At 70.4% G+C, this 22,499-nt stretch carries 19 protein-coding genes; 11 read left to right on the top strand and 8 right to left on the bottom strand.

The features are described 5' to 3' along the window. The first annotated feature begins 160 nt into the window (after nucleotides 1–160). From ACTVAJ_RS13490 to ACTVAJ_RS13480, 3 genes are all read left to right on the top strand, one after another. Nucleotides 161–448 carry a hypothetical protein gene (locus ACTVAJ_RS13490; protein WP_470388460.1) on the top strand — a complete coding sequence of 96 codons (288 nt, stop codon included), beginning with the start codon at nucleotides 161–163 and terminating at the stop codon, nucleotides 446–448. A gap of 69 nt (nucleotides 449–517) precedes the next feature. Then, entirely contained in the window at nucleotides 518–946 is a 429-nt protein-coding gene (locus tag ACTVAJ_RS13485; protein ID WP_470388459.1) for a DUF350 domain-containing protein, read from the top strand. 74 nt (nucleotides 947–1,020) lie between these two features. After that, complete coding sequence (locus tag ACTVAJ_RS13480; RefSeq protein WP_470388458.1) at nucleotides 1,021–2,586, top strand: polyamine aminopropyltransferase; 1,566 nt, start codon at nucleotides 1,021–1,023, stop codon at nucleotides 2,584–2,586. A 381-nt stretch (nucleotides 2,587–2,967) separates the two neighbouring features. Here the strand turns inward: ACTVAJ_RS13480 and ACTVAJ_RS13475 are convergent, their stop codons facing one another. The 6 genes from ACTVAJ_RS13475 to ACTVAJ_RS13450 all read right to left on the bottom strand — a co-directional run bounded on the left by ACTVAJ_RS13475 (nucleotide 2,968) and on the right by ACTVAJ_RS13450 (nucleotide 10,413). Then, nucleotides 2,968–4,392 (bottom strand): NAD(P)/FAD-dependent oxidoreductase, encoded by a 1,425-nt coding sequence (locus tag ACTVAJ_RS13475; RefSeq protein ID WP_470388457.1) that lies wholly within the window; start codon nucleotides 4,390–4,392, stop codon nucleotides 2,968–2,970. 220 nt (nucleotides 4,393–4,612) lie between these two features. Further along, entirely contained in the window at nucleotides 4,613–5,470 is an 858-nt protein-coding gene (locus tag ACTVAJ_RS13470; RefSeq protein WP_470388456.1) for an ABC transporter permease, read from the bottom strand. Continuing rightward, the gene (locus ACTVAJ_RS13465; protein WP_470388455.1) at nucleotides 5,467–6,321 is read right to left on the bottom strand and encodes an ABC transporter permease; all 855 of its coding nucleotides are present in this window, start codon (nucleotides 6,319–6,321) and stop codon (nucleotides 5,467–5,469) included. The genes ACTVAJ_RS13470 and ACTVAJ_RS13465 overlap by 4 nt, the downstream gene beginning before the upstream one ends. A 5-nt stretch (nucleotides 6,322–6,326) precedes the next feature. Then, nucleotides 6,327–7,616 carry a polyamine ABC transporter substrate-binding protein gene (locus ACTVAJ_RS13460; protein WP_470388454.1) on the bottom strand — a complete coding sequence of 430 codons (1,290 nt, stop codon included), beginning with the start codon at nucleotides 7,614–7,616 and terminating at the stop codon, nucleotides 6,327–6,329. An 87-nt stretch (nucleotides 7,617–7,703) separates the two neighbouring features. Continuing rightward, nucleotides 7,704–8,864 (bottom strand): ABC transporter ATP-binding protein, encoded by a 1,161-nt coding sequence (locus ACTVAJ_RS13455; protein WP_470388453.1) that lies wholly within the window; start codon nucleotides 8,862–8,864, stop codon nucleotides 7,704–7,706. Nucleotides 8,865–8,964: 100 nt separating this feature from the next. Beyond that, a complete protein-coding gene (locus ACTVAJ_RS13450; RefSeq protein ID WP_470388452.1) occupies nucleotides 8,965–10,413 on the bottom strand; it encodes a gamma-aminobutyraldehyde dehydrogenase in 1,449 nt (482 codons plus the stop codon). A 235-nt stretch (nucleotides 10,414–10,648) separates the two neighbouring features. On the opposite strand from ACTVAJ_RS13450, the gene ACTVAJ_RS13445 reads away from it, so the two are divergent. The 3 genes from ACTVAJ_RS13445 to ACTVAJ_RS13435 all read left to right on the top strand — a co-directional run bounded on the left by ACTVAJ_RS13445 (nucleotide 10,649) and on the right by ACTVAJ_RS13435 (nucleotide 13,275). Then, nucleotides 10,649–12,025: an aspartate aminotransferase family protein gene (locus tag ACTVAJ_RS13445; RefSeq protein WP_470388451.1), complete on the top strand. Its 1,377-nt coding sequence runs from the start codon at nucleotides 10,649–10,651 to the stop codon at nucleotides 12,023–12,025. A gap of 136 nt (nucleotides 12,026–12,161) precedes the next feature. Beyond that, nucleotides 12,162–12,290 (top strand): hypothetical protein, encoded by a 129-nt coding sequence (locus ACTVAJ_RS13440; RefSeq protein ID WP_470388450.1) that lies wholly within the window; start codon nucleotides 12,162–12,164, stop codon nucleotides 12,288–12,290. 217 nt (nucleotides 12,291–12,507) lie between these two features. Beyond that, on the top strand, nucleotides 12,508–13,275 hold the full coding sequence (locus tag ACTVAJ_RS13435; RefSeq protein WP_470388449.1) for a peptidoglycan recognition protein family protein: 768 nt from the start codon (nucleotides 12,508–12,510) through the stop codon (nucleotides 13,273–13,275). A gap of 63 nt (nucleotides 13,276–13,338) precedes the next feature. On the opposite strand, the gene rox is transcribed toward ACTVAJ_RS13435, so the two are convergent. Both rox and ACTVAJ_RS13425 read right to left on the bottom strand, forming a co-directional pair. After that, nucleotides 13,339–14,766: a rifampin monooxygenase gene (gene rox, locus ACTVAJ_RS13430; RefSeq protein ID WP_470388448.1), complete on the bottom strand. Its 1,428-nt coding sequence runs from the start codon at nucleotides 14,764–14,766 to the stop codon at nucleotides 13,339–13,341. Between the two features lie 178 nt (nucleotides 14,767–14,944). Next, nucleotides 14,945–15,403, bottom strand: coding sequence for a flavodoxin family protein (locus ACTVAJ_RS13425; protein ID WP_470388447.1), 459 nt, complete (start codon nucleotides 15,401–15,403; stop codon nucleotides 14,945–14,947). A 180-nt stretch (nucleotides 15,404–15,583) separates the two neighbouring features. Between ACTVAJ_RS13425 and ACTVAJ_RS13420 the strand changes: the two genes are divergently transcribed. The 5 genes from ACTVAJ_RS13420 to ACTVAJ_RS13400 all read left to right on the top strand — a co-directional run bounded on the left by ACTVAJ_RS13420 (nucleotide 15,584) and on the right by ACTVAJ_RS13400 (nucleotide 22,339). Next, nucleotides 15,584–16,606, top strand: a complete 1,023-nt coding sequence (locus tag ACTVAJ_RS13420; protein ID WP_470388446.1) for a hypothetical protein — start codon at nucleotides 15,584–15,586, stop codon at nucleotides 16,604–16,606. 491 nt (nucleotides 16,607–17,097) lie between these two features. Further along, nucleotides 17,098–17,940 carry a nitrilase-related carbon-nitrogen hydrolase gene (locus ACTVAJ_RS13415; RefSeq protein ID WP_470388445.1) on the top strand — a complete coding sequence of 281 codons (843 nt, stop codon included), beginning with the start codon at nucleotides 17,098–17,100 and terminating at the stop codon, nucleotides 17,938–17,940. 9 nt (nucleotides 17,941–17,949) lie between these two features. After that, nucleotides 17,950–19,356, top strand: coding sequence for a dihydropyrimidinase (gene hydA / locus ACTVAJ_RS13410; protein WP_470388444.1), 1,407 nt, complete (start codon nucleotides 17,950–17,952; stop codon nucleotides 19,354–19,356). 14 nt (nucleotides 19,357–19,370) lie between these two features. Beyond that, nucleotides 19,371–20,399, top strand: a complete 1,029-nt coding sequence (locus tag ACTVAJ_RS13405) for a TIGR03842 family LLM class F420-dependent oxidoreductase (protein WP_470388443.1) — start codon at nucleotides 19,371–19,373, stop codon at nucleotides 20,397–20,399. Between the two features lie 350 nt (nucleotides 20,400–20,749). Next, on the top strand, nucleotides 20,750–22,339 hold the full coding sequence (locus ACTVAJ_RS13400) for an NCS1 family nucleobase:cation symporter-1 (protein ID WP_470388442.1): 1,590 nt from the start codon (nucleotides 20,750–20,752) through the stop codon (nucleotides 22,337–22,339). Nucleotides 22,340–22,499: the final 160 nt, after the last annotated feature.

Here is a 22,499-nt window from a genome sequence, read left to right as displayed (position 1 = left end):
GGTAGCCTGCGGTTTCGGACGCGGACGCCCCCAGCCCATGTGTACGCCACGGGAACGGACCAGGGGTGCCGACCGTGTGCGTGACGTCCCCCCGCGCACGGCGGTGCGCTGGCTCACCGCACTACACGTGACCATCCCCCACCCATGAGGAGATCCCCACATGAAAGACGCCAGCGGAGCCCACGACTCCGACAACACCGGCAGGAACACCATCATCACGGTGCTGGTGATCGTCGCGGCCGTCATCGTGATCCTGGTACTGATCGCGTCCTGTGACAACGGCTCGACCAACTACTGCCCGGACGACGACTACGTCTCGGACCCGACCTACGACGACGACGACTGCGAGAACGGCTCCGGCGGCTCCGGCGGCGGAGGCGGCTTCTTCATCTTCAACAGCGGCGGCGGCAGCAGCTACCGCGGTGGCGGCTCCGGCTTCGGCAAGTAGCATTCAGGCACGTCACGGCATGTACCACGACTTCCCGACCCCCTTCCCCCAACCTCGCAGGCAAGGATCATGAACGACCTTCTCCTCAACTCCCTGTCCGCCCTCGCCTACGGCGGCGTGGGCATCGCCGTCCTCCTCGTCGGCTACCTGGTGGTCGACCTCCTCACCCCGGGCAAACTGCACAAGCTCATCTGGGAGGACCGCAACACCAACGCCGTGCTGCTGGTGTCGGCCAACACGCTGGGGACGGCCGTCGTCGTCCTCTCCGCGATCCTCAGCAGCGAGTCCGAGGTGAGCCTGGCCGCCGGTCTCCTGTCCACCGCGGTCTACGGCGCGATCGGCCTGGCCGTCATGGCGGTGTCCTTCCTCCTGATCGACCTCGTCACCCCGGTCAAGATCGCCCGGATGATCAGCAACCCCGAGCCGCACCCGGCCACGTGGGTGAGCGCCACGGCGCACGTGGCCATCGCCCTGGTGGTCGCGGCGGCCCTCACCTGAGGGACGAGAACCACCGCACCGGTCGGCCCCGGACCACGGTCGGCCCCTTCCCCACAGCAGTTAGGCGTGCTCCGTTGACCGAGACCACCACCCGACCGACCCCCGGGCTCCCGGTACCGCCGCGCGTGGCGCGGTTCCTCGTACTGACGGCGGTCTTCGTGTGCGCCGCGTGCGGCCTGGTGTACGAGCTCGCGCTGGTGGCGATCGGCAGCTACCTGTTGGGCGACACCATCACCCAGGCCTCCGTGGTCCTGTCGGTGATGGTGTTCGCCATGGGGATCGGCTCGCTGCTGTCCAAGCGGTTCCTGAGCAACCCGGCACTGGCCTTCGCCATCGTGGAGGGCCTGCTGTCGCTGGTCGGCGGGTTGTCGGTGCTGCTGCTGTACGGGGCCTTCGCCTGGTTCCAGGCCTACCAGCCCGCGCTGGTGCTGCTCGCGTTCGTCATCGGCGCGCTGATCGGCGCGGAGATCCCGCTGCTGATGACGCTCATCCAGCGCATCCGCCGGCAGGACGCCTCCGAGGCCGTCGCCGACCTGTTCGCCGCTGACTACGTCGGCGGTCTGATCGGCGGCCTCGCCTTCCCCTTCCTGCTGCTCCCCCTCCTGGGCCTGCCCAAGGGCTCCGTGACGGTCGGCGCGCTCAACGCCGTGGTGGGGGTCGCGGTCGTCCTGTGGTTGTTCCGCGACCAGCTGGGCCGCCGCGCGTACGCGGGGCTGACCGCGGGTCTGGTGCTCGTCGTGGGCGTGCTCGGACTGGCCTTCGCCTACGCGGACCAGTTCGAGGTCGACGCGCGCCAGGCGCTGTACCGCGACCCGATCGTGTACGCCGAGCGCTCCGAGTACCAGGAGATCGTGCTCACCCGGTCGATGGACGGGGAGGACGTGCGGATGTTCCTCAACGGGTCGCTCCAGTTCTCCACCCTGGACGAGTACCGCTACCACGAGTCGCTGATCCACCCGGTGATGGACGGCCCCCGCGCGGACGTCCTCGTCCTGGGCGGCGGCGACGGTCTGGCGCTCCGGGAGATCCTGGCCTACGACGACGTCTCCTCGGTGACCCTGGTCGACCTCGACCCGGCGGTCGTGCAGCTCGCGTCGACCGACCCGGTGATCCGCCAGGTCAACGGGGACTCGTTCCAGGATCCTCGGGTGGAGGTCGTCAACACCGACGCCTTCCGCTGGCTCCAGGAGAACGGGAGGGAGTTCGACGCGGTGGTGGCCGACCTCCCGGACGGGGACAACGTGGGCACCTCGAAGCTGTACTCGGTGGAGTTCTACGCGCTGGTCGCCGAGGCGATGGCCGAGGACGCCCGCCTCGTCGTCCAGGCGGGATCCCCGTTCTTCGCCCCTGAGGCGTTCTGGAGCGTGTCCCACACCCTGGAGGAGGCCGGACTGGCCGCGACCCCGTACAACGTGGACGTGCCCTCGTTCGGGAACTGGGGGTTCTACCTGGCCACGCAGGACACGGCGCCGACGCCGACGCTGCCCGGGGACGCGCCGCCCCTGCGCTTCCTCGACGAGGAACTGCTCGCCGCCTCCCTGGTGTTCCCGATGGACCGGCGCGATCCCGGGGTGGAGGAGTCCACCCTGATGCACCCCCGCGTGATCGACTACCAGCGGGGCGCCTGGCGCGGGTACTGACCGTGCGGGGGCGGGGGTTCCGGGGTGCTCCGGAACCCGCACCGGGGCTCCGGAGCGGTACAGACTGACACCGCGCGGCCTGGGAACTCGGGCAGGTGGGCGGCCACGCGGTGAACCTGGATCGGGGCGGATGTCACCATCCTGGACACGGGGCGGCGATTCGGTGGCCGCGCCACGTACCGCCCGGGACAACCCTTACCAGGACTTACCCACCTCTTGCCTGACGTGGCTCGGCCCGGGCCGGCAACCGGCCCGGGCCGAGCCCGTCCGGGACCGGAAGCCCTCACCCCTCCGGTCCCGGAACCCTCGTGTTCGGAGCATGCGCCCCGGGGGGCGACCCCACCCGGGCTGAAGCGGGGCGAAGGCCCCGACGAGCACGGGCTAGCTGTCGAAACCCAGACCCATCGCGTCCAGGGTCCGCAGCCAGAGGTTCCTCCTGCCGCCGTTGCGGTCGGCGGCGGCCGTCGCCCGCAGCGTCAGCCCGATGCCCAGCGACCGTACCGGCTCCGGCGGGAACGGCAGCGGCTTCTCCCGCACCATCCGCAGCCGTGTGCGCTCGGTGTCCAGCCCGTCGAGCCTGTCGAGCATCACCTGCGCGCCGAAACGCGTGGCCCCGACGCCCAGGCCCGTGTACCCGGCGGCGTAGGCCAGCCGACCCTTGTACGCGGTACCGAAGAACCCGGAGAACCGGCTGCACGTGTCGATCACCCCGCCCCAGGTGTGCGTGAACCGCACACCCTCCAACTGCGGGAAGTTCTCGAAGAAGTGCTCCGCCAGCTTCCGGAAGGTCTCCGGCCGCTGGTCGTACTCCGGGCGCACCCCGCCCCCGTAGTGGTGGACGACGTCGTACCCGCCCCACAGGATCCGGTTGTCCGCGGTCAGCCGGTAGTAGTGGAAGAAGTTCGAGGCGTCGCTCAGGCCCTGCCTCGCCTTCCAGCCGATCGAGGCCATCTGCTCGTCGCTCAGCGGTTCGGTCATCAGCGCGTAGTCGTACACCGGCGCGAGGTAGTGCTTCAGGCGGCGCAGCGGCCCCGGGAAGGCCCCCGTGCCCCAGGCGACCTTCGGGGCGTGCAGCGCTCCCCCGCTCGTCTCCAGACGCAGCCCGGAGTGCGTCGACCGGATCGCGCGCACCGGCGTGTCCTCGAAGATCCGCACGCCCGACTCCAGGCACGCGGCCCGCAGACCCCACGCCAACTTGGCCGGGTGCACCATGGCGACGGCGTCGGGCTCGTAGAGCGCGCCGACGTAGGTGGGCGAGTCCACCTCGCGGCGCATCCGCTCGGCGTCCCACACCTGGGCCTCGTACCCCAGCGCGTGCAGGGCGGCGGCCGACTCCTCGAAGCCCTCCGCCTGCCACGGCGCGGTGGCCGCGAGGATCTCCCCGGTGCGCTCGAACTCGCACTCGATCCCGTACCGCCGGACCGCCTCCTCGATCCCGTCGAGGTTGGCGCGGCCCTGCCGCTCCAGCTCGGCGATCTCCTCGGGCCAGCGCTCGGCGCCGTTGTCGTACCCGTGGGTGAGGCTGGCCGCGCAGAATCCGCCGTTGCGCCCGGAGGCGGCCCATCCGGCGGTTCTGGCCTCCACCAGCACCACGTCCCGCTCCGGGTCGCGTTCCTTGGCGGTGAGCGCGGTCCACAGTCCGCTGAACCCGCCGCCGACCACGACGAGGTCGGCGTGGACGTCGCCGGTCAGGGACGGCGCCGCCTCGGGTACGTCGTGGCCCTCGATCTCGGGGTCCAGCCAGAAGACCTTCGGGCTGGCGCCCTCCAGCGCCCTCTCCGCTCGCGCGGTCGCTCCGTCGGCCATGGGTTATCACTCCGTTTTCTCGTGACCGTGTCCGCCGACGTCCGGCGGGCACGGGTCCCCGGTCCGGGGAAGGGGGAGGTGGTCCGGCAAGGACGGATGGTGCCGGACCGCCTCCACCGCCGCACGTGCGACACACCCGGGATCCGGGATCCTCGGGTGCGGCCGCCGCGCGGGGTCGGTGCCGTGGCGGCGGGGCGTCCCCGTGGGAACGCCCCGCCGCTCACCTCCTGCGCCGACTGCTGATGACGTTCACCACCGCGAGGATCACACCCACCAGGAACAGCAGCGTTCCCATGACGTTGACCTGCGGCGGGATACCGACACGGGTGGATCCCCAGATCCACAGCGGGAAGGTCGTGACGTCGCCGCTGACGAACGAGGTGATGATGTAGTCGTCGATGGACAGGGCGAAGGCCAGCAGTCCGCCCGACATCACGGCGGGGAACAGCATCGGCAGGGTGACCAGCCGGAACGTGGCGAACGGTCCGGCGCCCAGGTCGCGCGCCGCCTCCTCCAGCCGCGGATCGAGCGTGATGACGCGCGCCCGCACCGTGATGGCGACGAAGGACACGCAGAACATCACGTGCGAGACGACCGTCGTCCAGTACCCCGTGGTCACGTTCATCATCAGGAACGTGGACAGCAGGGCGGCACCGATGACCACCTCGGGCGCGCTGATCGCGGAGAACATCACCAGGTTGGTGAGCTGCTTGCCCCGGAAGGTGAAACGGCCCAGCGCCAGCCCCAGGAGGGTGCCGAGGGCACCGGAGATGACCATCGTCAGGAGCGCGATGGTCACCGAGTTGAACATCGCCTGGTTCAGGTCGGGGTAGGCCAGCGCGTCCTGGTACCAGCGGAACGTGAACCCCTGCCAGGTGACGTTGTGCCGCCCGGCCGGGTCGTTGAAGCTGAACGCGGCCATGAACAGGATCGGCAGGAACAGCCAGGCCAGGACCGCGATCGTGTAGACGCGCCCCCAGTCGGTCCGCCTCCGCGCACGCGCGGGACGCCTCCGCGCCCCGGCGCCCTCCGGCGCGCCCGGGGCGGGCGCGGTGGGTGTGTCGACTCCGGTGCTCACGTGTGCACCTCCATGACCCGCTCGGTTCCCAGGGCCCGCGCGTAGCTGAAGATGCCCACCAGCAGCAGCCCCATGAGGACGAAGGTGATCGCCGAGGCGATCGGGTAGTTGTTGTTGACCAGGTACTGGGTCTGGATGACGTTGCCGATCATCGTGTTGTGCGTGCCGCCCAGCACCGACGAGTTCACGTAGTCGGAGCTGGTCGGGATGAAGGTCATCAGCACGCCGGCGAACACGCCGGGCAGCGACACCGGCAGGATCACCCGCAGGAAGGCCTGGACCCGTCCCGCGTACAGGTCGTGGGCGGCCTCCACCATGCGCGGGTCCATGCGCTCCAGGACGGCGTAGATCGGCAGCACCATGAACGGCAGGAAGTTGTAGGCCAGGCCCAGGATCACCGCGGGGGCGGAGTTGAGGACGGCCAGGCCCTCCGGGAGGAGGCCGACCGACTTCAGGGGGCCCAGCACGACGCCGTTGTCGGCCAGCAGGAACCGCCACGAGATCGTCCGCAGCACGAACGACACGAAGAACGGCAGCAGGATCAGCAGCAGGTACGTGGACTTGTGCGATCCGCCCCGGAAGGCGATCCAGTAGGCCATCGGGTAACCGATGACGATGCACAGCACCGTGGCGCAGGCGCCGTAGAACAGGGATCGGACGATCTGCTCCCAGTAGGAGCCGACGGCCGTCACGTAGTTGCCCACCTCGAAGGTCTGCTGGAAGCCGGTGACCACGTTGCCCGTGGTCAGCGACAGCGACAGCATCCCGCCGATCGGTACGACGAAGAACAGGGCCAGCCAGACCCAGGCGGGCAGGACCAGCACGTAGGGAGTGAGGTTGCGGTTGCTCATGGCGGTCAGCTCTGGGTGATCTCGTGGAAGATGGAGGCGAACTGGTCCTGCTCCTCCGCCGCCAGGTTCACGAAGCTGTGCAGCCGCTGGTACTCGTCCTCCGTCGGGAACACGAGGGTGCTCTCGACCATCTCCGTGAGCGCCTCGGCACGCTCGGAGCCGCCCTCGGCGTCCACCCACTCCTGGAAGACCTCCTGGACGTAGGGGACCGGCGTGATGTAGGCGATGTACTCGGTGAGCCCGGCGGCGATCTCCGGCTCGTAGAGGAAGTTCATCAGCTCGATGGCGTCGACCGGCGCCTGCGAGGTGTAGGGGATCATCATGCAGTCGGTCCAGAGGGTGGCGCCCTCGTCGGGGACGACGAACTTGAGGTTCGTGCCCTCCTCGGCGTTCTGCTGGAAGATGTCACCGGACCAGGCCATGGTCATCCACAGGTCGCCGTTGGTGAGCGGCTGGATGAAGTCCTGCGCGTAGTAGGAGCGGACGATCCCGGCGTCGCGCTGCTCCCGCAGCGCCGCGGCCGCGGCCTCCCAGTCCTCCGGGGTCGAGTCGGCGGGGTTGACGCCGTTGTAGAGAAGGCCGAAGTTGGCGATCTCCTGGGAGTCGGACATCATGCCGACCTTGCCCTCGAACGCGGGGTCCCACAGGTCCGCGATGCTCGTGATCTCCCGGTCGACGTACTCCGGGTTGTAGGCGATGCCGGTGATCCCCGAGGCGTAGGGGACGGTGTACCGGTTGCCCGAGTCGTAGGCGGTGCTCTTGTACACCTCGCCGGCGTAGTCCGCGAAGTTGTTCAGCCTGGTGTGGTCCAGCTGCACGAGGTAGCCCAGCTCGATGAGCTTGGCGAGCTCGAACCCGTTGGGCAGCACCATGAGGTCGTACCCGGTGTCGTCGCCGTTGGCGAGCTTGGGCTGGATCTGCCCGAAGAAGGACGCCGCCTCCTGCACGTCCTCCTTGTAGTCGACCTCGGTCCCGGTGGCCTCGGTGAACTGCTGGAGCTGCGTGCGGTCCGAGTCCATGTACAGCGGCCAGTTGGCGAACCGCAGGGAGCCGGTCCGCTCCTTGCCGGCCCAGTAGTCCTCGACGTTCTCGGCCTCGCGCTGCTGGCCGCCGACCCCGCAGGCGGACAGGGCGAGCGCGGCGGCGGCCACGCCGCCCGCCTGGAGGGTGCCGCGGCGGGTCATGCCGCGGGCCGGCAGACCGCCGGGGGTCAGGGAGTTGCGCCGGGCGCGGGTCAGACCGCGCAGGAGCGAGGACCGGGCCGGGTCGAGGTGAGGGCGAGGACGGTGGTTCATGTCGGGTTCCCTGCTTCTGGTCGGGGGATGCGGCTGTGGTGGCCGGGTCGGTCCGGAGCGGTGCCCGCGGGCCCGGTCGCGGTCGGATCAGTCGGGCAGCGCGTAGGAGTGCTCGGGTCGCCAGGACAGCCACACCCGCTGTCCGCGTTCGGCGATCAGGCTGGCGTCCGAGGTGTTCTGCTGGAAGACCGTGACCTGCTGGTCAGAGCCGATGTCGACCTGGTAGTGCGTGGCCGAGCCGAGGTAGACGGTCTCGGTGACCGTCCCCGGCACCCGGCTGACGGCCCCCTCGGGTTCGGCCGTGCCGATGTGGACCTTCTCCGGGCGGACGGTCAGGTGGACCTCGCCGCCCGCCTCCGCCGTGTCCGGCAGCTCCGCGGCCAGGGCGGTGGCGCCGTCGCCCACCCCGATCCGCCAGGGTCCCCCGTCGGACCGGTCCCGGACCACGCCCGTGAGCAGGTTGCTGGTCCCGATGAAGTCGGCGACGAAGCGGGTGGCGGGGTGCTCGTAGATCTCCGCCGGGGTGCCCAGCTGCTCGACCCGGCCGTGGTTCATCACCGCGATGCGGTCCGACATGGTCAGCGCCTCACCCTGGTCGTGGGTGACGTAGACGAAGGTGATGCCGACCTCGCGCTGGATGCGCTTGAGCTCGACCTGCATGGACTGGCGGAGCTTGAGGTCGAGGGCGCCCAGGGGCTCGTCGAGCAGGAGCGCGCCGGGCTGGTTGACCAGGGCGCGGGCCAGCGCGACCCGCTGCTGCTGGCCGCCGGAGAGCTGGGAGGGCCGGTGCTTGGCCCGGTTGCCCAGCTCGACGAGGTCGAGCATCTCGGCGACGCGGGTGCGGATCTCGGTCTTGGCGACGCCGCGCCGCCGGAGCCCGAACGCGACGTTGTCGGCGACACTCATGTGCGGGAAGAGCGCGTAGCTCTGGAAGACCATGTTGACGTCGCGGTGGTTGGCGGGGACACCGGTGACGTCGCGGCCGTCGAGCCGGACGGTGCCGGTGGTCGGCTCCTCGAACCCGGCGATCATGCGCATGGTCGTGGTCTTGCCGCACCCCGAGGGGCCGAGCAGTGAGAAGAACTCCCCCGTACCGATGGTCAGATCGACCCCGGTCACGGCCGTGACCGTCTCCGGTCCCGAACGGAAGGACTTGGTCACGCCCTCCAGGCTGATGGCGGGTTCCCCCGCCTGGGTCGGGGGCTCGATCGCCGCCTCGGGCGCGGATGTGGTGGTGCTGGTTGCCATGGCGGGGTGGTTCCTATCAGATCGCGTTCCAGGGGGATGCCGGTCGGACCGCCCGGCCGCGTGGTCGCGGTCCGGGGCGGTCGCCGGGTCGGGTTCCGGGTCAGTCACCGATGTAGCTCATGACGTGCTTGATCCGCGTGTACTCGTCGAAGGAGTACATGGACAGGTCCTTGCCGTACCCGGAGTGCTTGAAGCCGCCGTGCGGCATCTCCGCGGTGATCGGGATGTGGGTGTTGATCCACACGCAGCCGAAGTCCAGGCGGCGCGAGACGCGCAGCGCCCGGGCGTGGTCCCGGGTCCAGACGCTGGAGGCCAGGCCGTACTCGACGGAGTTGGCCCACCGTACGGCGGTGTCCTCGTCGGTGAACCGCTGAACGGTGATGACCGGGCCGAAGATCTCGTCGGTCACCAGCTCGTCGCCCTGCTGGAGGCCGGACACGACGGTCGGGGCGTAGAAGAAGCCCTCGTCGCCGACCCTCTCTCCGCCGGCGAGGATCTCCGCGTGGTCGGGGGTGCGCTCCAGGAAGCCGCTGACCCGGGCGAGCTGGTTGGCGTTGTTGACCGGTCCGAACAGGGCGTCGGCGTTGCTCGGCGGTCCGGTCACGGTGCCGCGGGCCTGCTCGGCCAGCGCGGCGGCGAAGTCGTCGTGGACGCCCGGAGCGACGAGGACCCGGGTGGCGGCGGTGCAGTCCTGGCCCGCGTTGAAGAAACCGGCCTCGGCGATCCCGGCGGCGGCGCGCTCGACGTCGGCGTCGTCGAAGACGATGACGGGCGCCTTGCCGCCCAGCTCCAGGTGGAGGCGCTTGAGGTCGCGGGAACCGGCCTGCGCGACCTCGAACCCGGCACGGGTGGAACCGGTCAGCGAGATCAGCTGCGGGATCTTGTGGTCGACCAGCGCGCGCCCGGTGTCGCGGTCACCGCAGACCACGTTGAACACGCCGGCGGGGAGGAACTCGGACGCGATCTCGGCGAGCAGCAGCGTGGAGACCGGGGTGGTGTCCGAGGGCTTGAGCACGATGGTGTTGCCCGCCGCCAGCGCGGGGCCGATCTTCCACGCGGCCATCGCCATGGGGTAGTTCCACGGCGAGATCTGGCCGACGACTCCGATGGGCTCGCGGCGGATCCACGAGGTGTGGTCGGCCATGTACTCGCCCGCGGCGCGGCCCTCCAGGTTGCGGGCGGCCCCGGCGAAGAACCGGAGCGCGTCCAGGACCTGGGCGATCTCCTCGCTCCTGGTCAGGGCGACGGGCTTGCCGCAGTTGCGCACCTCGGCCTCGACCAGTTCGTCCGCGCGGGCCTCGACCGCGTCGGCGAACCGGTTGAGGGCGATCTGCCGCTCGGCCGGGGTGGTGTCGCGCCACCCGTTCTCGAAGGCGCGCTGGGCGACCCGGAAGGCGTGGTCGACGTCGGCGGCGGAGGAGACGGGAGCAGTGGCGAAGACCTTGCCCGTGGCCGGGTCGACGATGTCACTGCGGATTCCGTCGATCGTGTCGACGTACTTCCCGTCGACGAAGTTCCGGAGGTGGTCGAGGTCGGTCCCCTGTGTCACGTCTGCTCCCTTGGCTGGTCAGGCACGTCGCGCGCGTTTTCGTGTTATGGATCACGTTGCCATCAGGCCAGCAGAAGTTCAAGTGATTCCGTTGTAAAGGTTCGGTTTCGCGACGGATACTTGACAAGATCAGTCTTCATGCCACTATTTCTATAGCGGGTCCATGCAGGGACCCACGGGTCGACCGACCTTCCACACGGTCCCCGCACCTACCCAGCGATCATGGGAGCACCAAGTGGCAGCGAGCCTGAGCCCGCAGGACGTTCAGCGGGCCGCCAAGGACCATCTGTGGATGCACTTCACGGAGATGGCCGCCTACGACGACGCCGACGTCCCCGTCATCACCCGCGGTGAGGGCGTCCACGTCTACGACTCGAACGGCAAGAAGTACCTGGACGGCCTCGCGGGGCTGTTCGTCTCCCAGGCCGGGCACGGCCGCACCGAGATCGCCGACGCCATCGCCGAGCAGGCGAAGGAGCTCGCGTACTTCCCCATCTGGACCTACGCCCACCCCAAGGCCGCCGAGCTGGCCGAGCGGATCGCGCACCTGGCCCCCGGCGACCTGAACCGCGTCTTCTTCACCACCAGCGGTTCCGAGGCCGTCGAGTCCGCCTGGAAGCTCGCCCGCCAGTACTTCAAGGCCATCGGTGAGCCGCTCCGGCACAAGGTGATCAGCCGGAAGATCGCCTACCACGGCAGCAGCCTGGGCGCGCTGTCCATCACCGGCCTCCAGGGGATCAAGACCCAGTTCGAGCCGCTGGTTCCGAGCACCATCCAGGTGCCCAACACCGACTTCTACCGCGCGCCGGTCCACGGCGACGACCCCGAGGCCTTCGGCCGCTGGGCCGCCGACCAGATCGAGGACGCGATCCTCCAGAACGACCCGGACACCATCGCCGCGGTCTTCGTGGAGCCGGTGCAGAACTCCGGCGGCTGCTTCCCGCCGCCGCCCGGGTACCTGCAGCGCGTCCGCGAGATCTGCGACCGCTACGGCGTGCTCATGGTCTCCGACGAGGTCATCTGCGCCTTCGGCCGCCTCGGAGAGTACTTCGGCGCCACCAAGTACGGCTACGTGCCGGACATGATCACCTTCGCCAAGGGCGCCACCAGCGGTTACGTGCCGCTGGGCGGTGTGATCGCCCGCGAGCGCCTGATGGAGCCCTTCAAGGAGGAGGGCAACGTCTTCCTGCACGGCATCACGTTCGCCGGCCACCCGGTCGCCGCGGCCGCCGCGCTGGCCAACATCGACCTGTTCGAGAAGGAGGGCATCCTCGACAACGTCCGCGAGAACGCCCCGGTGTTCCGCGCGACGCTGGAGAAGCTGCTCGACCTGCCGATCGTCGGCGACGTGCGGGGCGACGGGTTCTTCTACGGCATCGAGCTGGTGAAGGACAAGGAGACCAAGGAGGTCTTCACCGCGGAGGAGTCGGCCCGCCTGCTCAAGGGCTTCCTGTCGCAGGCGCTGTTCGAGGCCGGTCTGGTCTGCCGCGCCGACGACCGCGGTGAGCCCGTGGTCCAGCTCTCGCCGCCGCTGACCTGCGGCCCGGAGCACTTCGAGGAGATGGAGCGCATCCTGCGCAAGGTCCTCACGGAGGCCTGGGAACGGCTCTGACCCCGTCGGTCCCACGGTCCGCGTGCCCCCGCCCACGACCTCCGGGCGGGGGCACACCCCTGTTCTCCCGGGAACCGCGCCGGTGCCGGGACGCCGCAACCGGTGGTCCCGTCGGCCCGGCGCAACCGGAGACCCCGTGCCGAACGCGCGCCGGGAGTTCATCGTCCCCGCCGCCTCCCAGGACCGCTCGGCCCGCGTCCTCGTGCTGTTCACCACGGTGGCGGCCGTGGTCCTGCCCATGCCCTCCCACGCCCTCCGGACCTGAGGTGTCCGGCCGACTCACCCGCGCCGGAGGGGTCACACCCTGACAGATCCATTCAATCCGGACATCAGGGCAGGTCGCGGGGGTCAGACCGGCAGAGATTCCTCCCTCCGAGGGCTGGCCTTCGCCGCGCATTGCGCACACAATCGGTAAGCACAGGGTCATCCAGCGTAGAGGGCCGCCCCGGCGAGCCCCCTCCCACCACCCGCAGGAGGTCACCGTGATCGACTACCCGCGGACCTACTTCGGCTGGTCCGCGTCGTCCCCCGCCGACTACGCCGACCCCGGATCCGGCCTCGTCGTCCACTACAACGGACCGGCGACCAACCTCGACAGCCACTCCGCGTGCGTCTCCTACTGGAAGGACACGCGCGACCACCACGTCAACGGCCGCGGATGGGCCGACATCGGGTACAGCTTCGGCGTCTCGGTCGGGGGCGGGATCTTCGAGGGCCGGGGGCTGTACCGCTACCAGGCCGCCCAGGGCACCACCGCCGGGAACGCGAACTACTACAGCGTCACCCTGATGATCGGTGAGGGAGAGCGGCCCACCGACGCGCAGATCGACGGCGTCCGCCGACTGCGCGCCTGGCTGACCTCCGACCACGGCCTGTCCGGCACGGTGCTCGGCCACCGCGACTTCGTATCCACCTCGTGCCCGGGAAGCGTGCTCTACTCCCTGGTCGAGAACGGCACGTTCACCCGGCCCCCCGGGGCCCCTCCAGGATCAGGAGACGACATGCTCGGACTCAAGGTCGGTGACAGCGGCAGCCGGGTCACGCTGCTCCAGCAGATGCTCAAGTACGCGGGCGCCAGCCTGCCCGAGTACGGGGTCGACGGCGACTACGGGAGGGAGACCTCCGAGGCCCTGCTCTGGGTGCGCAGGCAGATGGGCTCGAAGGCCACCAGCGGCGACACCGTCACCTCCTACGCGCTCGCCCAGCTCCACGCCCAGATCGCCCGCCACCAGTCCGCCGTCGCGGGCTGACCCCCCGGGGGGCGGCCCCGCCCGGAGAGAACCGTCCTGCTCCGGGCGGGGCCGCGACCGAACTCATCCGGCGGCGGCGCCGAACCAGGTCGGCAGGTGACCGGTCAGATCCGCCTGGTCCCCACCCACCCACGCCACGTGCCCGTCCGGACGCAGCAGCACCGCGGGAGCGTCCGGTTCCCCGCCCCCGTCCACGACGTGGTCGACCCGGTCCGCCCAGCCCGCCACCGAGAGCCGTCCGGTCCGGTCGAGCAGCAACCCGCGCCCGCCGCGTGTCAGCTCGTAGAGGCGGCCCCGTTCCAGTCCGATGTCACGCATCCGCCGACCGAGCAGGTCGTGCCCCTCGCCGAAGTCGTACCTGACCGCGATCGCGGTGATCTTCTCGATCAGGTAGCGGTTCACCTCCTCCAGGTCCACCAGCTCCGACATCAGCCGCCGCACCGACCGGGGGCCCGGCTCGGTGGACATCAGCTCCATCTGCGCGCGGGTGTTGTCCAGCACGTCGGCGGCCACCGGATGCCGTTCGGCGTGGTAGCTGTCCAGGAGCCCCTCCGGGGCCCAGCCGCCGACCTCGGCGGCCAGTTTCCAGCCGAGGTTGAACGCGTCCTGGATCCCGAGGTTGAGCCCCTGGCCACCGGTCGGCGGATGGATGTGCGCCGCGTCGCCCGCGAGCAGCACCCGGCCGACCCGGTACCGCTCGGCCTGCCGGGTGGCGTCGCCGAAGCGGGACAGCCAACGCGGTGAGTGCACGCCGAAGTCGGTGCCCGCGACCGCGCGCAGACGCCGCCTGAACTCCTCCAGGGTCGGCGGGACCGAACGGTCCTGGGCCACCCCCTCCGCGGGCACGACGACGCGGTGCGTCCCGCCCCCGAGGGGACCGACGCCGAACCGCTTCTGGGTCCTGCGGACCTCGGCCACCGTGGCGGCGACCGTCTCCGGCGGGGCGTCCACCTCCATCTCGCCCAGCAGCGTCTCGACCCTGGTGGGCTCGCCGGGGAAGCCGACGCCGAGCAGCTTGCGCACCGTGCTGCGCCCGCCGTCGCAGCCGACGAGGTAGCGCGAGCGCAGCCGCGTGCCGTCGGCCAGTTCGGCGCTCACCCCGTGGTCGTCCTGGCCCAACCCGACCAGCGCGCGTCCGCGGCGGATCTGGGCACCGAGCTCCGTGGCCCGCTCCTCCAGCAGGCGGTCGACGACGGGCTGCTGGATACCGAGGACGTAGGAGTGGGCGGTGTCCAGCCGGTCGGGCCAGGACGTGCCGAGACCGGCGAAGAAACCGCCGACCGTGAACTTCCGCCCGTGTTCGAGGAACCGCTCCAGCAGACCGCGCTGGTCCATCACCTCGATGCTGCGCACGTGCAGGCCGAGCGCGCGGACGACTCCGGTCGGCTCCGCGTCCCTCTCCAGTACGACCACGCGCACCCCGTGCAGCCGCAGCTCGGCCGCCAGCATCAGGCCGGTCGGTCCGCCTCCGACCACGATCACGTCAACCATGGAACCCCCGCTCACACCGTACGGATGTCGACCGGACAGGCCTCGCGGTCCGGCGACGGTCGACGATTCTGGGGCATGACCCGGGTCTTGCCGCAAGCCCCCGGGTGAGCTATAGATTGAGAGTGGCGGAGGCCGTCCGGAATCTGGGAACCAGCCGCGATGGCCGTCCTCCTCAGGCTCAGGTCTCTCCCAGCGCGGCGAGCGCCATCACCGCCCCCAGCTCCCAGCACGCCTCCCGGACCCCGGCGTCCGGTCGGCCCGTCGCCGACAGCGGGGGACGCTGCCGCCGCCAGCGCATACCCTTCGCGATCGACTCGACCGCGCGCACCGCCCCCGAGGTGTCGTTGTCACCATGGACGTACAGCGCGTAGGGCAGCCCCTCCGTGTCCCCCTGAGCGGGGTAGTAGACGTTGTCGAAGAAGTACTTCAGGGCGCCCGACATGTATCCGATGTTGGCGGGGGTCCCGAGAATGACCGCGTCGGCTCCCAGCAGGTCGGGGACGGTCGCGGACAGAGCCGACCTCGTCCGCACCTCCACTCCTTCGATATCGTCGGTGTGGGCACCGTCGAGCACCGCCGCCAGCATCTCCTGGGTGGCGGGTGAGACGGTGTGGTGAACGATGAGCAGTCGTGCCATGAACCCCACAGTAGGCACGTCACGGGAACCGATCCGCTCCCGTCGGCGTCTGACCCGACAGAGAACGAGCAGCCGCTGATCGCGGGCGTCCCCGGCCGACGCCTCGACCCGAACCCGCAGTCAGGAAGCACCCCCGGGCTCGGGTCCTCGCCCCGCTCACGGCAGAAAGCCAGGACCGCCATGAGCCAACCTCCTCCGAACGGCCCCTACCAGGGCCCTCCACCCGGTATGCCCCCGCAGGGGCCGCACACCGGCGGCCAACCGCCGATGGGCCCGCCCACCGGCGGCCAACCGCCCATGGGACCGCCCACCGGTGGTCAGCCCCCCATGGGCCCGCCGCCCATGGGACCGCCGCCCCCGGGCGGCCCCGGCGACCCGTACGGCAACGACCCCTACGGCCATGGCGGGGACCCCTACAACCAGGGCGGGTCCCCCTACGGGCAGCCGGGTGACCCGTACGCCCAGCAGGGCGCCAACCCCTACGGCGCCCCTCCCCAGGGCGACCCCTACGCGGCCCCGCAGTTCGACCCCTACGGCAACCCGTACGGCCAGCAGCCGCCGCAGAAGAAGAAGACCTCCCCGTGGCTCTTCCTCGGCCTGGGCTTCGCCGCCCTGTTCGTCATCGGTGTCGTCGTGGTGGTCCTGATCTCGGTCGTCTCCAACGGCGCCGACCCGCAGAGGATCGAGGCCGGCGATCCCGGCAACGAGTCCGAGAACAGCGACCCGTCGGCTGAGGACCCCGAGGAGCCCGCCGACCCCGAGGAGCCGGCCGACCCCGAGGAGCCGGTCGGCCCCGGAGCCGACCCCGCCGACATGGAGGCGGTCGGCAGCGAGTTCGAGTACGACGGCATGTCCTTCACCGTCACCAGCGTCGACGTCGTCGACGAACTGAACGGCACCGGGGCGTCCGGCGAGTTCCTCGTGGTCGAGATCGACGTGGCCGACACCTCCGGGACGGGCAGCAGCTGGTTCTGGATGGACGAGCAGCACGTGTACGAGGCGGACGGCACCGAACACGAGGAGGCCTACGACGTCACCCAGGAGATCAACGACAACAACATCTACGAGGTCCTGGACCCGAACGGTGCGGTCTCCAGCGTGACGATCGCCTTCGACGTACCCGACGCCGACGAGATCACCTACATGGGCCTGAGCACCCAGACCTACGGGGGCAACGAGACCTACGTCTCCCTGGTCGACTGATCCGGAGCGGATCCGCCGACGAACGGACGAGCCCGGACGCACGAACCGGGCAGGGCCGCCGGGACCCCGGCGGCCCTCCGCGTGTCCCGGGCTCCGCACGCCCCGGGCGGAGGAGGGCACGCACCGTTCGGGCGCTGCGTGACGGGAGGTGACCGCGCGTCGGGGGCACCGGGCCCGCGAGGTGCATACCGGGCCTGTAGGGACCTCTGAAATTCTCGACACCAGAAGCGCCAAACCTGGCTCTTCCTCCTAATTACCCTCCTCCGATAACGGACATTGATTCCCGTCTGTCACGTTGGCGAATATACGCAACACGCTGGAATCACGATCGCAGGAATGTCGGACGTTGACCCGCCATTCTTCTCTTCTCTAAGGTGCGACGGCACGCGCACCACCTGCTCCCACCACCCGTGCGAGCAGGCCATACGCGGACACTTCAGGCGTTCTTGGCCGCCCGGACCGGGCGGCGCTCAGCGAGGAGCGAGGGAACCATGCCGCACACCGTCCGTGCCGCACTCGTCCAGACCGAGTGGACAGGCGACACCGAGTCCATGCTCTCCGCCCACGAGAAGTACGCGCGCGACGCCGCCGCGCAGGGCGCGAGGATCATCGGGTTCCAGGAGGTCTTCAACGCCCCCTACTTCTGCCAGGTGCAGGAGGCGGAACACCACCGCTGGGCCGAACCCGTGCCCGACGGCCCCACGATCACCCGTTTCCGGGCCCTGGCCAGGGAACTCAACATGGTGATGGTGCTGCCGGTCTTCGAGGTGGAAAAACCCGGCTTCTACTACAACACCGCCGCCGTCATCGACGCCGACGGCAGTTACCTGGGCAAATACCGCAAACACCACATCCCCCAGGTGAAGGGCTTCTGGGAGAAGTACTACTTCCGCCCCGGCAACCTCGGCTGGCCGGTCTTCGACACCGCCGTCGGCAGGGTCGGCGTCTACATCTGCTACGACCGCCACTTCCCGGAGGGGTGGCGCGCGCTCGGGCTCGGCGGAGCCCAGATCGTGTACAACCCCTCGGCCACCAGCCGGGGCCTGTCCGCCTACCTGTGGAAGCTGGAACAGCCCGCGTCGGCCGTCGCCAACGCCTACTTCGTGGCCGCGATCAACCGCGTGGGCGTCGAGGAGTACGGCGACAACGACTTCTACGGCACGAGCTACTTCGTCGACCCGCGCGGGCAGTTCGTCGGCGACGTCGCCTCCGACAGCGAGGCCGAACTGGTCGTGCGCGACCTCGACCTCGACATGGTCGACGAGGTCCGCCAGCAGTGGGCGTTCTACCGGGACCGGCGCCCGGACGCCTACGGACCGCTGGTCGAGGGATAGGAGACGAGCATGGCACGCACCGTCATCCGAGGCGGCCTGGTCGTCACCGCGGCGGAGGAGGTCGAGGCCGACGTCCTGGTCGAGGGCGAACGGGTGGCCGCCCTCGCGCTGCGCGGCACCGAGACCGCCCAGAGCTGGGCGCGCGGCGACGCCGACGTCATCGACGCCACCGGCCACTACGTCATCCCGGGCGGCGTGGACGCCCACACCCACATGGAGATGCCGTTCGGCGGCACCCGGTCGGCCGACACCTTCGAGACCGGCACCCGCGCGGCGGCCTGGGGCGGTACCACCACCATCGTCGACTTCGCGATCCAGAGCCCCGGCCAGTCCGTCCGCTCCGGCGTGGACACGTGGATGGCCAAGGCCGACGGGAGGTGCGCGGTCGACTACGCCTTCCACGCCATCCTGTCCGACGTCAACGAGTCCTCGCTCAAGGAGATGGACGTCCTCGTCGACGAGGGCGTCACCTCGTTCAAACTGTTCATGGCCTACCCGGGCGTCTTCTACAGCGACGACGGCCGGATCCTGCGCGCGATGCAGCGCGGTGCGGCCAACGGCGCGCTGACGATGATGCACGCCGAGAACGGCATCGCCATCGACGTACTGGTCGAGCAGGCCCTGGCCGAGGGCCGGACCGACCCCCGCCACCACGGCGAGGTCCGCAAGGCACTGCTGGAGTCGGAGGCGACCCACCGCGCGATCCAGCTCGCGCGCGTGGCCGGGGCGCCGCTGTACGTCGTCCACGTGTCGGCGGGCGAGGCGGTCGAGGAGCTGGCGCGGGCCCGGGACAAGGGGCTCAACGTGTTCGGCGAGACCTGCCCGCAGTACCTGTTCCTGTCCACGGACAACCTGGCGGAGCCCGGGTTCGAGGGCGCCAAGTACGTGTGCTCCACACCGCTGCGGCCCAGGGAGCACCAGGAGCTCCTGTGGCGGGCGCTGCGCACCAACGACCTGTCCGTGGTCTCCACCGACCACTGCCCGTTCTGCTTCACCGGGCAGAAGGACATGGGCGTGGGCGACTTCTCCAAGATCCCCAACGGCATGCCCGGCGTGGAGAACCGGATGGACCTGCTGCACCAGGCCGTCGTGGACGGGCACATCAGCAGGCGGCGGTGGATCGAGATCGCCTGCGCCACCCCCGCCCGCATGTTCGGCCTCCACCCGAGGAAGGGCACGGTGGCGCCGGGCGCGGACGCCGACATCGTGGTCTACGACCCCCGCGCGGAACAGGTCCTCTCCGCCCAGACCCACCACATGAACGTGGACTACTCGGCCTACGAGGGCAGGCGCGTCACCGGCAGGGCCAGGACGGTGCTGTCCCGCGGGCGTGTCGTGGTCGACGACGGAAGCTACCTGGGTCAGGCCGGACACGGTCGGTACGTGCCCAGGTCCACCTGCCAGTACCTGGTCTGAGGAGGAGAAACAGTATGGACATCGGACTCGTCCTGCAGACCGACCCGCCCGCCGACCTGCTGGTGGAGCGGATGGCGCGCGCCGACGGACTCGGGTTCACCCACGGATGGACCTTCGACTCGGTGGTGCTGTGGCAGGAGCCGTTCGTCATCTACAGCCGGATTCTGGAACGCACCGAGAACCTGGTCGTCGGACCGATGGTGACCAACCCGAGCACGCGGGCCTGGGAGGTGACCGCCTCGCTCTTCGCCACGCTCAACGACATGTTCGGCAACCGGACGGTGTGCGGGATCGGGCGCGGCGACTCGGCGATGCGCGTGGCGGGACGCAAACCCGCGACCCTGGCCCGCCTGGAGAGGGCCATGGGGGCGATCAGGGACCTGGCCGAGGGCCGGGAGGCGGACGTCGACGGGGCGTCGATGCATATCCCGTGGGTGAGGGACGGCTCCCTGCCCGTGTGGATGGGCGCCTACGGACCCAGGGCGCTCGACCTGGTGGGGCGCCGGGCCGACGGGTTCATCCTGCAACTGGCCGACCCGTACCTGACCGAGTGGATGGTCAAGGCGGTGCGGTCGGCGGCGGCGGACGCCGGTCGGGATCCGAGCGAGGTGACCGTGTGCGTGGCGGCGCCCGCCTATGTCACGGACGGTTCGGACGAGGGGCTGGCGCACGGGCGCGAGCAGTGCCGGTGGTTCGGCGGGATGGTGGGCAACCACGTCGCCGACCTGGTGGAGCGGTACGGCGAGCACTCGGGGGCGGTCCCGGAGGAGCTCACCGACTACATCCGTGCCCGGAAGGGCTACGACTACAGCCACCACGGCCGGGCGGGCAACCCGGACACCGAGTTCGTTCCGGACGCCATCGTGGACCGGTTCTGCCTGGTCGGCCCGGTGGAGGAGCACCTGGCGAAGCTGGAGCGGCTGCGCGAGGCGGGCGTGGACCAGTTCGCCGTGTACGCGATGCACGACGACGTCGACGGCGTCATCGACGTCTACGGCCGTGAGGTGGTCCCGGCGGTGTCCGCGGCACCGAAGCGGTCCTGAAACACGGAGTCAACACACGTCTCGCACACTGTCCGACGTGCGGGCCGAACGGTTCCGGGTGCACCCGAGATACTCGGGAGCCCCGGGACCGCGGTCCCGCGGTCCCGCGGTCCCGCGCTCGCCGTATCCCACCGTCCGGTGGGGCGCGGCGGGCACCGGCCCGTGGGGCCACCCACCGGCGCACCGCACCCGCCGTACCCCGATCCCCTCTCCCGGGGTGCGCAAGGACCGGCGGCCCGGACGGATCCGGACAGGCCCCACCGGCCCACCGGAGCGGGTCCGGCGCCGTGCCCGTGTCCGCCGTCCACCCCACCATCCCCCGTCCGCACCACCGAAACCAGGTGTCACACGTGACCCACGCTCCTCCCTCCCCCGAACCCAACAGCGTCCCCGCCGCCGTCACCCACCCCGACGGACGCGTGTCCATGCCCGCGGGCCAGGAACTGCCCCGCGGCCCCTACGTCAACGAGGACCTGCACCCGGTACCGATGTCCTGGCGCACCTGGGGCACCGGAAGCTTCACCGCCCTGTGGGTGAGCATGTCGGTCAACCTGCCCGCCTGGACCCTCGCCAGCGGCCTGATCGCCGTGGGGATGGACTGGCGGCAGGCGGTCCTGACCATCGCCCTGGGCAACCTCATCGTGCTGGTGCCCATGGTCCTCACCGGCCACGCGGGGGCGAAGTACGGCGTCCCCTTCCCCGTCTTCGCCCGCGCCTCGTTCGGGCTGCGCGGCGCCAACCTGCCCGCCCTGATCCGCGGGGCCGTGGCGTGCGGGTGGTACGGCATCCAGACGTGGATCGGCGGCCAGGGCGTGTACATCCTCGCGGGCCGCGCGTTCGGTGACGGCTGGAGCGGCGCGGCCGAGGTCGGGGGGCAGCCGTGGACGATGTGGCTGTCCTTCGGCCTGTTCTGGGTGGCCCAGCTCGGGATCATCCTGTGGGGCATGGAGGGCGTGCGCAGGGTCCAGGTGTGGGCGGCCCCGCTCATGCTGGTCGGCGGTGTCGCGCTGCTGGGGTGGATGGTCGTCCAGGCGGGCGGCTTCGGCCCGCTGCTGGCGGTCAACTCCGACCTCGGCTGGGGCCCGGAGTTCTGGGCGCTGTTCTTCCCCTCCCTGATGGCGATGATCGGGTTCTGGGCGACGCTGAGCCTCAACATCAGCGACTTCACGCGGTTCTCGTCCTCCCAGCGGTCCCAGGTGCTGGGGCAGACGTTCGGCCTGCCCACCACGATGGCGGCGTTCGCACTGCTGGCCGTGATGGTCACGGCGGGCACGCAGGCGGTCTACGGGGCTCCCCTGTGGGACCCGGTGGACATCGTCGCGGAGATGTCGAACGGGATCGCGCTGCTGTTCGCGATCTTCGTGGTGCTGCTGGCGACCGTGTCGACCAACATCGCCGCGAACCTGGTCGGCCCGGCCTACGACCTGGCCAACCTGAGGCCGAAGCTGATCAGCTTCCGGACCGGCGCCGTGATCACGTGCGTGGTCAGCGTCGCGATCTTCCCCTGGCGGCTGATCTCCGACCCGAACGTGTACATCTTCACCTGGCTCGGCACGGTCGGCGGCGTGCTCGGCACCGTGGGCGGCATCCTGGTCGCCGACTACTGGCTGCTGCGCCGGACCCGCATGGACCTGACCGGGCTGTACACGCACGGCTCGGAGTACTGGTACACGGGCGGCTGGAACTGGCGGGCGCTGACGGCCTTCGCCGTGGGCGCGGTACTGGCGGTCGGGGGCTCCCACTCGGCCCCCGGTGAGGGCCCCTTCCCCGAGGACGGTCTGATCCCGTTCCTGGCGCCGCTGTCCGACTACGGCTGGGTCGTCGGGTTCGCGTCAGCGCTGCTCGTCCACTGGGCCCTGGGGGTGTTCCTGCCCGACAGCCGTACCCGGGCGGCCGCCGAGCGTTCCGTCGTCGCGGAGGAGGCCTCACCCTCTTCGTGAGGGTCGGCTGACAAACCCGTGTGTCGCCGGAGTCTTGTGCTCCGGCGACGCGCACGCTAGGTTCCTGTTGCGTCGCCAGATCTGGACCGCGACCTCGGCCACCGGAACCCGGTGGCTTTTTTCATGCCCGGATCCGGGCTTCACCAGGCGTGCCGACGGC

The sequence above is a fragment of the Nocardiopsis sp. KDC1DS13DA1 genome, from assembly GCF_055632325.1.
This window is presented reverse-complemented; position numbering and strand designations above follow the sequence as displayed.

Coding starts and splice junctions, on each gene's coding strand:
- ACTVAJ_RS13490 (WP_470388460.1), top strand. CDS start 161: ATGAAAGACGCCAGCGGAGCCCACGACTCCGACAACACCGGCAGGAAC.
- ACTVAJ_RS13485 (WP_470388459.1), top strand. CDS start 518: ATGAACGACCTTCTCCTCAACTCCCTGTCCGCCCTCGCCTACGGCGGC.
- ACTVAJ_RS13475 (WP_470388457.1), bottom strand. CDS start 4,392: ATGGCCGACGGAGCGACCGCGCGAGCGGAGAGGGCGCTGGAGGGCGCC.
- ACTVAJ_RS13465 (WP_470388455.1), bottom strand. CDS start 6,321: ATGAGCAACCGCAACCTCACTCCCTACGTGCTGGTCCTGCCCGCCTGG.
- ACTVAJ_RS13460 (WP_470388454.1), bottom strand. CDS start 7,616: ATGAACCACCGTCCTCGCCCTCACCTCGACCCGGCCCGGTCCTCGCTC.
- ACTVAJ_RS13455 (WP_470388453.1), bottom strand. CDS start 8,864: ATGGCAACCAGCACCACCACATCCGCGCCCGAGGCGGCGATCGAGCCC.
- rox (WP_470388448.1), bottom strand. CDS start 14,766: ATGGTTGACGTGATCGTGGTCGGAGGCGGACCGACCGGCCTGATGCTG.
- ACTVAJ_RS13425 (WP_470388447.1), bottom strand. CDS start 15,403: ATGGCACGACTGCTCATCGTTCACCACACCGTCTCACCCGCCACCCAG.
- ACTVAJ_RS13420 (WP_470388446.1), top strand. CDS start 15,584: ATGAGCCAACCTCCTCCGAACGGCCCCTACCAGGGCCCTCCACCCGGT.
- ACTVAJ_RS13415 (WP_470388445.1), top strand. CDS start 17,098: ATGCCGCACACCGTCCGTGCCGCACTCGTCCAGACCGAGTGGACAGGC.
- hydA (WP_470388444.1), top strand. CDS start 17,950: ATGGCACGCACCGTCATCCGAGGCGGCCTGGTCGTCACCGCGGCGGAG.
- ACTVAJ_RS13405 (WP_470388443.1), top strand. CDS start 19,371: ATGGACATCGGACTCGTCCTGCAGACCGACCCGCCCGCCGACCTGCTG.